The organism is Candidatus Cloacimonadota bacterium (assembly GCA_021734245.1).
Taxonomy (GTDB): Bacteria; Cloacimonadota; Cloacimonadia; order Cloacimonadales; family TCS61; genus B137-G9.
Genome location: JAIPJH010000007.1, coordinates 24,682 through 36,769, shown reverse-complemented (window position 1 = coordinate 36,769; position 12,088 = coordinate 24,682). Strand labels below are relative to the sequence as shown.

Below are 12,088 nucleotides of genomic sequence, written 5' to 3'. Positions count from 1 at the left end.
AAATCAAAATTAAATAGATGATGATTGAAGTCAATAATAATGAGGAATAATGATGTTTGGTTGCAAGAATGTTCATTTCAGTTTTTCTGGGCAAAACAAGAATATTGCACTTACTTTTGATGACGGGCCGCACCCTGTTCACACACAAAAGATTCTGGAAATTATAAAACAGCATCAGGTTAAAGCTACATTTTTTGTAAGTGGCTGTAAAATAGAAAAATATAAAAAAATTATAAAAAATATCTTAGAAAATGGTCATCAAGTTGCCAATCATTCCATGGATCATCGAAATTTCATATTTCGTTCTCAAAGATCGATGAGAGAAGACATCAAAAAGACTGAGAAGCTTTTACGAAAATGTGGTGTGGAAGGAGATATTCCTTTTCGTCCACCATATGGTAGATTCGATCTGAATACGTTTCGAGTTATGAAGACTTTGAATAAACAAATGATCATCTGGAATGCATCCACAAAAGATTTCAAAGCCACTTCTAAACAGCAAATCTTAAAAAGACTTTATAGAAAAGTTAAACCTGGGTGCATAATCGTGATGCACGATGCAGGAAAATTTATAGATAGTACAGTTGATAGAAATTTTACAATTGAAGCTTTGAAAGAAGCACTTCCAAATCTGAAAAATGAAGGTTACAACTTTTTAACTATAAATGAAATGCTAATCGAAAATTGAATCTGTTTTCTCGATGAAATCTGCTATAATGGGAGATTCCCGACGAATATCTTCCAAAGTAGGATTAACGATCTCATCACTTTTTTCTTTTTCTTTATGATCAAAATGTACTTTAATTCGCAACTTAAAAAAGTTAGAAAAAATATCTGAAATTATATTCTTTCCATCCATCAGGTAGTTGTAAGCCATTTGTTTGGAAACAGAGTAGTTTATCACGTTGTTTTGAATGCTTTCCAGTTGACTTTTCTCCAGATAAGTTCCCACCATTGGTTTTTCTTTTTTTATTAGCCTGATGATTTGCGGTAAATACTTTTTGTAAACCTCTTCCGAAAGGGAATCCACATTTGGTCTATCTTCATCGATTTCCTTTTCCATCACGTGTTTTACTTCTTCAGTTTTTTTGCTGATTTCTTCTCTGGAAGGTTTGGGTTGCTTTGGTTTTTCTCTTTTTATTTGAGCCACTGGTTCGGATTCAAAATTGCCAAGATTATTGAGAATATCATCCAATGCTTGCAGCTTCTGGAGTTTTGCAATTTTGATAAAAGTCATCTCTGTTACAAGAATTGGATTTGTGCTGCTTTTTATATCCATCTTAGCTTTCACCAGAATACTCATCAAATATAAAAGGTCATTCTCTGAAAAATTGGAAGTCAGTTCCTGCATTTCTTTCAGGATTGCATCGCTCATGGTTGGAACTTCTATATTTACTTTCACAAGCAGTAAATTTCGAATATAATCCAGTAGTCCATTTATGAATTCCTGAATATCATTGCCTTTTTCCAGTACGTCGTGTAGAAGCTTGATAATGCTGGTTGCATCCTCTTGAGCTATAAATTCCATGATCTTATGAAAAATATCAAAATGAACAATCCCAAATATCGAAAGAACATCTGTTAGTGCAATGTGTTCTTTTCCATAGGCAAGAACCTGATCCATCAGTGATTGGGCATCCCGCATACTTCCATCAGCTTTTTTGGCAACCATAAAAAGAGCTTCTTTATCAATGGATATATTTTCCAGTTCACAGATTTCCTGCAGCCTGCTGATAATATCGGGAATTGGAATTCGTTTGAAGTCAAAACGCTGACAACGAGATATAATAGTTGCAATTACTTTATGTGGCTCAGTTGTTGCAAAAATAAAAATCACATTTTTGGGAGGTTCTTCCAGAGTTTTTAAAAGTGCATTAAAAGCATTCTTGGAAAGCATGTGAACTTCGTCGATAATGTAGATTTTATAAAGAGAATTGGATGGAGAATACATCAGTTCTTTCTGCAGCTCGCGAATGTCTTCTACACCTGTATTGGAAGCGCCATCGATCTCGATTACATCTGCAGAAATTCCAGAGGTGATCTCTGTACAATTCTGACATTTATTGCAGGGATGAGTTGTTGGTCCATTTTCCAGGCAATTCAAACTTTTGGCAAATATTCGAGCCAGAGAAGTTTTACCTACTCCACGTGGACCGGTAAAAAGATAAGCATGAGCTGTCCTATCCAAATCAATTGTATTTTTTAAGATCTGTGTTATGTGATCCTGCGCATAGATCTCTTCAAAAGTTTGAGGTCTGTATTTTCTTGCTAATACTAAATATGCCATTTCTATTTCATCCAATTTTTCATTTGTCTGGAAATTCAAATCATAGATAAATTTGTCAATTATTTATTAATATAACATTGAATTCATTTTCCAGAATGAATTTGCTTTTTTTTCTTGACTCAAAAATGGTGTGAAATTTTATCCGCACTGTTGCAGAAGTGGTGAAATTGGTAGACACGCTAGGTTCAGGGTCTAGTAGGCAATATGCCTGTGGGGGTTCGAGTCCCCCCTTCTGCACCAATTTTTCATTAACCAACTAAAACGAACAAAATATTTTTTTTTATTTTTAAAATTGTAATGTGATTCTTCAAACCTGTACCATCGAATCAGCACGAAGCTGTAAGAGCAACGTGCAAGAAATGTCCAGCCTTCGTCCCGAAAGAATTCGCGATTAAGCCTTGGTTGGCCCGGTGGAATTGGAAAAACCAGCAGCAAAGCTGCATTCCACAGGGCAGGCAGAATAATGGCACTTCTCGATCAGGAGTGATCGAGATACAAAAACTCTTCTCGTTCCAAAACTCTTCTCGTTCCAAAACTCCCGTTTTGGAATGTAATTTCCAACGAAACTCCGTTTCGTATTCTTCAAACCTGTACCATCGAATCAGCACGAAGCCGTATGAGCAATGTGCAAGAAATGTCTGAATGACGGAAAAATCTGCTTTTTTTCAAGGATTTTGCCGTTTAACTTAATTCAGATCTATCAAGTCTGCTATGAGTAAAAAAAGTTATGGGTAAAAAAAGGGCAGAAAATTATCTGCCCTTAATTTATTGATTTCGATTATTTAGAAATCTTTTAAAACATCTTCCAGAGTTGGATGTCCAATCTCCTGTAGGCTATAACCGATCTTTACTGTAGGCTTATTAACTTTGATGATTCTTGTAAGATCAATTGGAGTTCCAATTATAACTGCATCACATTCAGTGTTGTTGATTGTTTCTTCCAGATCTTTCATCTGCTGCTTGCCATAACCCATGGCAGGAAGCAGAATTCCAATCTCAGGATATTTTTCAAATGTTTCAGCGATAGTTCCAACAGCAAATGGGCGAGGATCTACAAGATCAGCAGCACCATATTTTTCGGCTGCAACTACACCAGCTCCATACTGCATTTCGCCATGTGTGAGTGTAGGTCCGTCTTCCACAACCAGAACGTTAGCATCTTTTATCAGTTCGGGTTTATCAACTGTAAGTGGAGAAGCTCCGTCGATAACAATAGCATCTGGATTAAGTTCACGGATGTTATCGCGTACGATTTGAATTCCTTCCGGATCAGCTGAATCGATCTTATTGATAACAACAACATCAGCAGCTATCAAATTTGTTTCGCCTGGGTAATACAATCTTTCATGATCTGGTCTGTGAGGATCTACAACAACAATAGTAAGTTCTTTATCGGAAGTATAGAAAGAAGTATCGTTATTTCCGCCATCCCAGATGATAACATCTGCTTCTTTTTCTGCTTCACGCACGATAGCTTCATAATCTACTCCAGCATAAATGATGCTGTCCATCATGATATGTGGTTCATATTCTTCCATTTCTTCGATTGTACATTCATGTTTTTCCAGATCAGCAAGCTCAGCAAATCTTTGAACTTTTTGCTTAACCAGATCACCGTAAGGCATTGGATGGCGGATCGAAGCCACTTTCAAGCCTTTAGCTTTCAGAATTTCTACTACGCGTCTTGTTGTTTGACTTTTTCCACAACCAGTTCTGGTAGCGCAAATTGAAATAAGCGGTTTGGTTGTTTTGATGCGTGATTCTTTCATTCCGATAAGTTTGAAATCTGCTCCGGCTGCATTTACCAGAGAAGCAATATTCATAACTCGTTCATGAGGGACATCGCTGTATGCAAATACAACTTCGTCAACATCATGTTTCTGGATCAATTCCTTGATCTCTTCTTCTGCCAGAATGGGGATACCTTCAGGATAGAGTTTTCCAGCTAATTCAGCGGGATATTTTCTTCCATCGATATCGGGAATTTGCGTTGCTGTGAATGCAACCACATAGTAATTTTCATTATCGCGATAATAGCAATTGAAATTGTGAAAATCACGTCCTGCAGCACCCATAATGATGACTTTCTTCTTCATCTCTCACTCCTCATTTTTATTTTAAAAATTAATTCTCTGTCAATCTTTAAAATAGGGTTTAGTGGTCAAGGAAATTCAGGATTTGATTCTAAATGAAGTTCACTATAAGTTAACTTTATTAAATGAAAATAATTTATTCCTTTTTTCTTTACTATTTTGAACTATATTATTTTTCGGTAAGTAAAATAAAAGAATAAGAAAAATAAATAAGCAGTTCTGAAAAGAATCTGCAACGGAGGAAAAATGTTAGATAAAGCAAAAGTTCAGGAAGTTCTGGATAAAGTTCGCCCATCACTGCAGGCAGATGGTGGAGATTGTGAATTGGTGAATGTACGTGAAGATAATGTAATTGAGGTGAAACTGCAAGGTGCTTGTGGAAGCTGTCCAATGGCTACTCTTACCTTGAAAGCTGGAATTGAAAGAGTATTGAAAGAAGAAATTCCTGAAGTGAAAGAAGTTATATCAGTATAATTTCTTAAAAGATTTTTTTGGAGGAAAGGATGAAACATTCCCATTATACAGATGTTCCTTTGGAAGATGTTACAATGGATGGTGCAAAAAAGGTGAAGATCCGCTGGCTGGTTTCTGCCAAAGATGGTGCTCCGAATTTTGCCATGAGAATGTTTGAAGTCGAACCAGGTGGCTTTACACCATATCATGCTCATGAATGGGAACATGAAAATTATATCGTGGAAGGAGAAGGACATCTTACCACAGAAGATGGTGAAATTCCATTTAAGAAAGGTGATATTGTTTATGTAGAACCTCAGATGAAACACAATTATGTAAATGATGGTGATACAGTTCTCAAATTTTTGTGCATGATCCCAAACGAAAAACCGAAGAAAGAAGAGAAGAAAAGCGTGAATCCATTTGCTGCTGGTGTAGCGAATAATTGTTAATTTTTATAAAAGGGAGAAATAAATGGACAAGAAATTCTTTAAAGATCTGGTGCTGGCTCCAAGTCCTTCCGGATATGAACAGCCTGCTCAGGAAGTTTATCGAAACTATGTGAAAGATCTGGCAGATGAAGTTAAAACAGACGTACACGGAAACGTGATCGCACTCAAAAAAGGAACTGGTAAAATTCGATTTATGGTGGTTGGTCATGCCGATGAAATTGGTTTGATGATCCATTATATTACCGATAAAGGTTTCTTGCGCTTCAAACCTGTGGGTGGTGTAGATCCGAGTTTATTGCCAGGATTGCGTGTCGATATTTATCATAACGGAAAAGTTGTACGTGGAGTTATTGGCAGAAAACCCATTCACTTATTAAAACCGGAAGAAAGAAAGCAAGCTCCCAAACTATCAGATCTATGGATCGATATTGGGGCAAAAGACAAAAAAGCTGCAGAGAAAAAAGTAGCTGTTGGCGATATTGTTACTTTCTCTCCTGGTATGGAGATGCTGAGCCGCGATTTTGTTACAACCAAAGCTACTGACAACAAAGCTGGTGTTTACGTTGCCGGTGCTGTTTTAAAAGAATTGGAAAATGAGAAAGTGGCAGCCAATGTTTTTGCAGTTTCTTCTGTTCAGGAAGAGATCGGTCTGCGCGGTGCGACAACCAGTACATTCGGCATCGACCCTCAGGTGGGAATTGCTATCGACGTAACACATGCTTCCGATTATCCCGGCATGAGTAAAGATATTCTGGGTGAATGCGACCTGGGAAAAGGACCCAGCATTTCTGTTGGTGCAAACATCAATCCCAAAGTATTTGAAATCTTGAAAAAAGCCGCGGCAAATTCAAAAATTGATTATCAAGTTCATGCAGCTCCTAGAGGAACTGGTACAGATGCAAATGCGATCCAGACATCTCGTTCCGGTGTAGCAGCGGGCTTGGTCAGTATTCCAAATCGTTATATGCACACTCCAAATGAAATAATTTCTTTCAAAGATCTGGATGGTGCTGTAAAGATCGTAGCAGAATTTATTCGACTGATCGACGACGAAACAGACTTCATTCCGTCTGTTTAAATTATATTGGGCAGGATGGCTTTTTTGCTGTCCTGCTATTTTTTTTATCTAAAAAAGCTTGATTCAAAATCCTATTAATTCTAATTAAGCAAAATTAATGTTTATTGATTGAGGAATTATGATTGAAGTACAAAATTTATCTAAAATGTTCGTGCAGAAAAATGGGGGAGAGCTTTTTGCTGTGAACGATCTTTCTTTCCGTGCCCACAAAGGTGAAATTGTGGTTTTATTGGGAGTGAATGGAGCTGGTAAAACCACAACCATGAGAATGCTGTCTACAGTTTTGCAACCCACTGGTGGAACTGCCTTGGTAGAAGGTTTCGATATTTTGAAACAGGCACAGAATGTAAGAGCGAATCTGGGATTTTTGTCCGGTGATACAGGGCTTTACGCACGTCTTTCTGCCAGGGAAGTGATAACTTATTTTGGCAGGCTGTATGATGTTTCTGAGAGTGATATTAAATTGAGAATTCAGGAAATGGCTGATCTTCTGGATATGCATGACTTCCTGGATAAAAAGATCGATCTGCTTTCCACCGGTATGAAACAGAAAGTATCGATTGCCCGATCGATAATTCACGATCCTCCTGTGATGATCTTCGACGAACCAACTGCCGGTTTGGATATTCTTACAGCAAAAAATATTGTTAATTTTATTCATCATTGCAAAGAGCAGGGAAAATGTGTTCTTTTCAGCACACATATAATGCGGGAAGCAGAACGAATTGCTGATAAGATTGTAATGATCCACGAAGGTAAACTGCTGGTGGAAGGAACCTGGGAGAATTTCCGAAAAGAAACCGGTTTGCACGATCTGGACGATATCTTCATTCACTTTGTAAACGAAAAGCGGGAGGAAGAAAATGAATCTGAATAAAGTTTTCACAGTATATCGCAAAGAACTCCTGGACCTGCTGCGAGATCGTCGAACGGTGATAACTTCATTTGTACTTCCACTTATTTTATATCCGCTGCTCATGATCGGATTCAGCTCCATGATGTCTCGCCAGGAAATGAAGCTGGAAGAGGAAGAAGCTACAGTTTATATTCAAAATAATCTTATGAACGAAACTGCGATTGAAATTGAAAATACGATTGCGGAAGTCGAGACTTTCCAGATAATGGAAAGCGTAACTAAATATAAAAGATCGACTTATCTGCAACTGGTAGAAGAGAACTCTATTCAAGCTCTGGTCGAGATCTCCGACAGCACAACAGCAGATGGTTTGCAACAGTTTATCGTCACAGTCAGCTACAATAAATCCGATGATAAAAGCAGCCTGACTTATGATAAAATCTATCGTGTAATGGAAGAAATTGAGGAAAAAATTGTATCATCTCGCTTAGAAAGAATAAAGGTAAATCCTGATATTCTGGATGCGGTGAATGTATTGGAAGATAATATTGCACCGCCGGAAAAAATGATCGGTTTTGCCCTGGGAAAATTCCTGCCCTATTTACTGATAATTTTAACGGTGAGCGGAGCTTCGGTAATTGCCAGCGATCTGGTGGCAGGAGAAAAAGAGCGGGGAACCCTGGAAACAATTCTGGTGAGCGCTGCCCGACGTAATGAACTGGTTGTAGGAAAATACCTTACGATCATTACAATTTCCATTATCACAGTTCTCTGTAATCTTTTCAGTATGTATTTTTCGTTCAGTCACATCATCAGTCAGGCAGGGGCAGAAGTTACCAATATTCAGCTTCCTCTGGGTAATTTCGCTTTAATCCTGATATTGATGTTGCCTTTGATCACTTTTTTCTCGGCAATATTACTTTCCATTTCCACGTATTCACGCAATATCAAAGAAGCTCAAAGCTATCAGATGCCGCTAATTTTTGGAAGCATCATGCTTTCCATGGTAAGTTTTTTACCGGGGTTTGAATTGAATGCCGGTTTTGCTCTTATTCCAATTGTGAATTTTTCTCTGATGATCCGCGATATCATGCTCAGCGATTTCAGCCTGAATTATTTTCTCCTGATAATTGGTTACACGATCATTCTGGATATTGTGCTGATCGGAGTTTCGATAAAGCTTTTCAACAGCGAAAGTGTGCTTTTCCGAACTGAAGAGGAAAAAAGTTTGAAATTCTGGGGCAAAGGGAAAAAAGATATTTTCAATACACAATTTGTAATGTTGGTATATTTTGTGTTGCTGTTAGCTTTATATTATCTGGGAACGAAATGGCAAACTGCAGATATCATGAAAGGGCTTATCAAAACTCAGATTTTTTTGATACTTCTGCCAGTTCTCTTGATTTTGCGCGTTTCTAAAACCAATATCAAATCGACCATCAGGCTGAATAAAACGAAAACGATGAACTTTGTCTGGGCAATTATCGCCGTGATTCCGGCTTTACTTATCGTTGCTGTTATCAGTCAGGTAATTAATTTATTTTTCCCAATTTCTGAATCATACCTGGAAGGAATGAAAAATTTCCTTACAGCACAACAAGGTGGTTTCTGGTTCAGTATTTTCGTTATTGGAGTTCTTCCGGGAATTTGTGAGGAAACGCTTTTCCGAGGTTATATCATTCGCGGATTTGAAAAACAGGGAATAGCAAGAGCAATCGTGATATCGGGAATTTTATTCGGAATTTATCATTTAGATCCATTTCGTCTGGTTCCAGCATCGCTTCTGGGAATGTGGATGGGCTTTCTGCTGCTGAAAACCAACAGTATTTTTGTGCCGATGTTTGCCCATTTTGTGAATAATAGTTTAGCAGTTATCTTGAACACGTTCGAAGGAAAGATACCGATCCTGGATAAACTTCTGGGCCAGGAAATCATGCCGTACTGGTATATAATTCCAGCAGCTGCAATAATGTATTTTGTTTACGTTCAAATAAATAAAACAAATCAAAAACCGATAAAAATTTTGGAGAGTTGATATGTGTGGAATCGTAGGTTACATAGGAAAAAGAAATGCTACACCGATCATCGTAGAAGGTATAAAACGTTTAGAATATAGAGGTTATGACAGTTCAGGTTTGGCGATAATCGATAAGAATAACGAATTGAAAGTGCACAAAAAACCGGGGAAGATCATAGAACTGGAACGCACACTTCCATCTCCGGAACTGGTGGAAGGAAAACTGGGAATTGCTCATACCCGGTGGGCTACTCACGGAAAACCAACCGGAGAAAATGCTCATCCACATGTTTGCTGTCACAACAAAATTGCTCTTGTCCACAATGGGATAATCGAGAACTATCGCAATTTAAGAAAAAAACTTGAATCTGAAAATCATAAATTCGTAAGTGAAACAGATACGGAAGTTCTGGTGCATCTTATCGAGCATTTTGAACATGACACCAAAGATCTCACTTCGGCAGTGCAGGAAGCTCTCAAGCTGGTGGAAGGAACTTTTGGGATCGCTGTGATCAGCAGTGACCACCCGGGAAAAATGGTTGCTGCCAGAAAGGGCAGTCCGCTGATTCTGGGAATTGGAAATCACGAATTTTTCGTAACTTCTGATGTGAGTGCCATCATCATTCACACCAAGAAAGTTATCTATTTGAAAGATAATGAGATCGTAACGATAGATAACGATCATTTCGAGATCACAACTTTGGATAATCAAGTAGTAAAGGCAAAAGTTTCTGTAGTAGATTGGGATGTTTCTTCCATTGATAAAGGTGAATATCAGCATTTTATGATAAAGGAGATTTTTGAACAACCGATTTCAGTGGAAAATGCTTTTAGAGGTCGTTTGGTTCAGGAACTTTCTACAGTACGTCTGGGTGGTTTAAATATGACAGGTGAGGAATTACGACGCATCAAAAGAATGCAAATCATTGCCTGTGGCACATCATGGCATGCGGCACTTATTGGTAAGCATATTATCGAAAATATTGCACGCGTTCCAGTAGAAGTGGAATATGCCAGCGAATATCGCTATCGCAATCCGATCATTCCTACATTTACTCCTGTATTTTTTATCAGCCAATCCGGTGAAACAGCCGATACTCTGGCTGCAATGCGGGAAGCAAAAGCAAAAGGTGCCCGTGTTTTAGGAATTACGAATACAGTTGGCAGCACGATAGCGCGTGAATCGGATGGCGGAGTTTATATTCATGCCGGAGCGGAAATTGGAGTTGCTTCCACAAAAGCTTTTACCTCGCAAGTAACCATTTTAACCATGCTGGCTGTTTTATTGGGCAGAATGAGAAATATATCTCCAACTTTTGGAACAGCTTTCATCAAAGAATTGCAGAAAATTCCAGAAAAAATCCAGCAGATTTTAGATCAAAACGATAATATTCTGGAAATAGCCAAAACTCTGGTTGATTCCCAAAATGCACTCTATCTGGGGCGTGGTGTGAATTTCCCGGTGGCTTTGGAAGGAGCTCTAAAATTAAAAGAGATTTCTTACATTCATGCCGAAGGTTATCCGGCTGCAGAAATGAAACATGGGCCGATTGCTTTGATCGATGAAAATATGCCGGTTGTAGCAATCGCTCCCGACGATGCGATCTATGATAAGATCATTTCGAATCTGCAGGAAGTGAAAGCCCGAAATGGAAGAATCATCTCGATTGCTACCGAAGGTGATAAAAGAATAATCGAGCAATCCGAAAGCGTGATTTATATTCCTAGAACTATCGTTACTCTGCAGCCATTACTTTCTGTTATTCCACTTCAGCTGCTGGCATATCACGTGGCAAATCTGCGCGGTCTGGATGTTGATCAGCCCCGAAACCTGGCAAAAAGCGTAACTGTGGAATAGATGAGTTCCTCTAACCGAGAGATATCAGCAAAAGGTATAATTCTTAGAAAAACAAAATATAGCGACACCAGCTTGATCTTAGATGTGTTCACATTAGAATTCGGGCACATCACGCTAATGGCAAAAGGCGTGCGCAAACAGAAAAGTAAAGCGATCGGTCTTCTGGAAATTCTGAATGAAGTTGATTTTACATTATACAAAAATCCCAGCAGTGAATGGCATATCTTCAAAGATGGTGAATTGATCAAGGCTCATCTACGGGAAACGAAATTTGAAAATGGCATTCTAATGCAGGCTGCTGCTGAGATCTATCGCCAGCTAATCCTGGAAATGAGTGATTATCATAAACTTTATGAATTGATCGTAAGTTATTTAGATTATATTCGAGCGATTCCTAAAAATGGAATTGCTATTTTCTGGCGTTTTCTACTTCGCATGTTCGTTATCATCGGAATCGAGATCGATGTAGAAAAATGCCTGGAATGTAATAAAAATAAATCGTTTTTTGCCTATTATCCCCAAAAACACGGTTTTATCTGCAGCGCTTGCTATCGTCCTGTTCAAAGTGATCAGCTGATCAAACTATCTAAACAACAGGCATTTATCCTGAATAATTTACGACAAATAGGTAATATGCTCAATGATTTTAAATTAGATAAAACCATGATGCAGAAGCTGAACAGAATTTTTCTTCTGCATCTTTCGGAGCATTTTCACAAAAAGTTTTATCTAAAAAGTTTGGAGCTGCTGGTTTAGGATTGCTGCTGCAAATTAGCCCATGACTTCAGTCGTGGGGATGAGATAAAAGTCGAAAAGAATAAACCGCCAGCTTAGATCTTTATACAAATTACAACTCTGGAGGAGTTGAATAAAAAACTTTCCGAAAGCTTCATAATAAGTATTGAGAAAAGTTGTTTTTGATGTCTAAGATTTCCTCGTTTACAAATCTTGCTGAAATCCTCAGGAAGACGAATATAATTCTGTCATTCTGAAG

The 12,088-nt window shown here is 38.2% G+C and carries 10 protein-coding genes and 1 tRNA gene; 9 read left to right on the top strand and 2 right to left on the bottom strand.

From position 1 onward, the window contains the following. The first annotated feature begins 52 nt into the window (after positions 1-52). Positions 53-688, top strand: a complete 636-nt coding sequence (locus tag K9N40_02305) for a polysaccharide deacetylase family protein (GenBank protein MCF7813294.1) — start codon at positions 53-55, stop codon at positions 686-688. On the opposite strand, the gene dnaX is transcribed toward K9N40_02305, so the two are convergent. Continuing rightward, positions 674-2,287, bottom strand: a complete 1,614-nt coding sequence (gene dnaX / locus K9N40_02300; protein ID MCF7813293.1) for a DNA polymerase III subunit gamma/tau — start codon at positions 2,285-2,287, stop codon at positions 674-676. The two genes, K9N40_02305 and dnaX, sit on opposite strands and share 15 nt — an antisense overlap. 152 nt (positions 2,288-2,439) lie before the next feature. On the opposite strand from dnaX, the gene K9N40_02295 reads away from it, so the two are divergent. Next, positions 2,440-2,527 (top strand) — tRNA-Leu (locus K9N40_02295). A gap of 542 nt (positions 2,528-3,069) precedes the next feature. On the opposite strand, the gene K9N40_02290 is transcribed toward K9N40_02295, so the two are convergent. Then, positions 3,070-4,383, bottom strand: coding sequence for a cyclic 2,3-diphosphoglycerate synthase (locus K9N40_02290; protein MCF7813292.1), 1,314 nt, complete (start codon positions 4,381-4,383; stop codon positions 3,070-3,072). Positions 4,384-4,626: 243 nt separating this feature from the next. Here K9N40_02290 and K9N40_02285 point away from each other — a divergent pair, with 243 nt between their 5' ends. The 7 genes from K9N40_02285 to recO all read left to right on the top strand — a co-directional run bounded on the left by K9N40_02285 (position 4,627) and on the right by recO (position 11,850). Next, positions 4,627-4,854, top strand: coding sequence for a NifU family protein (locus tag K9N40_02285; GenBank protein MCF7813291.1), 228 nt, complete (start codon positions 4,627-4,629; stop codon positions 4,852-4,854). A gap of 29 nt (positions 4,855-4,883) precedes the next feature. After that, entirely contained in the window at positions 4,884-5,285 is a 402-nt protein-coding gene (locus K9N40_02280; GenBank protein MCF7813290.1) for a cupin domain-containing protein, read from the top strand. A 22-nt stretch (positions 5,286-5,307) separates the two neighbouring features. Beyond that, positions 5,308-6,363: a M42 family metallopeptidase gene (locus tag K9N40_02275; GenBank protein ID MCF7813289.1), complete on the top strand. Its 1,056-nt coding sequence runs from the start codon at positions 5,308-5,310 to the stop codon at positions 6,361-6,363. A 118-nt stretch (positions 6,364-6,481) separates the two neighbouring features. Beyond that, complete coding sequence (locus K9N40_02270; protein ID MCF7813288.1) at positions 6,482-7,240, top strand: ATP-binding cassette domain-containing protein; 759 nt, start codon at positions 6,482-6,484, stop codon at positions 7,238-7,240. Beyond that, the gene (locus K9N40_02265; GenBank protein ID MCF7813287.1) at positions 7,227-9,254 is read left to right on the top strand and encodes an ABC transporter permease subunit; all 2,028 of its coding nucleotides are present in this window, start codon (positions 7,227-7,229) and stop codon (positions 9,252-9,254) included. Before K9N40_02270 ends, K9N40_02265 begins: the two co-directional genes overlap by 14 nt. Before the next feature lies 1 nt (position 9,255). Continuing rightward, on the top strand, positions 9,256-11,094 hold the full coding sequence (glmS, locus tag K9N40_02260) for a glutamine--fructose-6-phosphate transaminase (isomerizing) (protein ID MCF7813286.1): 1,839 nt from the start codon (positions 9,256-9,258) through the stop codon (positions 11,092-11,094). Next, positions 11,095-11,850, top strand: a complete 756-nt coding sequence (recO, locus tag K9N40_02255; GenBank protein MCF7813285.1) for a DNA repair protein RecO — start codon at positions 11,095-11,097, stop codon at positions 11,848-11,850. The last annotated feature ends 238 nt before the right edge of the window (positions 11,851-12,088 follow it).

What these genes read in the sequence shown, in the direction of transcription:
- dnaX (MCF7813293.1), bottom strand. Translation starts at nt 2,287, where the DNA reads ATGGCATATTTAGTATTAGCAAGAAAATACAGACCTCAAACTTTTGAA.
- recO (MCF7813285.1), top strand. Translation starts at nt 11,095, where the DNA reads ATGAGTTCCTCTAACCGAGAGATATCAGCAAAAGGTATAATTCTTAGA.
- K9N40_02265 (MCF7813287.1), top strand. Translation starts at nt 7,227, where the DNA reads ATGAATCTGAATAAAGTTTTCACAGTATATCGCAAAGAACTCCTGGAC.
- K9N40_02285 (MCF7813291.1), top strand. Translation starts at nt 4,627, where the DNA reads ATGTTAGATAAAGCAAAAGTTCAGGAAGTTCTGGATAAAGTTCGCCCA.
- K9N40_02290 (MCF7813292.1), bottom strand. Translation starts at nt 4,383, where the DNA reads ATGAAGAAGAAAGTCATCATTATGGGTGCTGCAGGACGTGATTTTCAC.
- K9N40_02305 (MCF7813294.1), top strand. Translation starts at nt 53, where the DNA reads ATGTTTGGTTGCAAGAATGTTCATTTCAGTTTTTCTGGGCAAAACAAG.
- K9N40_02275 (MCF7813289.1), top strand. Translation starts at nt 5,308, where the DNA reads ATGGACAAGAAATTCTTTAAAGATCTGGTGCTGGCTCCAAGTCCTTCC.
- K9N40_02270 (MCF7813288.1), top strand. Translation starts at nt 6,482, where the DNA reads ATGATTGAAGTACAAAATTTATCTAAAATGTTCGTGCAGAAAAATGGG.
- glmS (MCF7813286.1), top strand. Translation starts at nt 9,256, where the DNA reads ATGTGTGGAATCGTAGGTTACATAGGAAAAAGAAATGCTACACCGATC.
- K9N40_02280 (MCF7813290.1), top strand. Translation starts at nt 4,884, where the DNA reads ATGAAACATTCCCATTATACAGATGTTCCTTTGGAAGATGTTACAATG.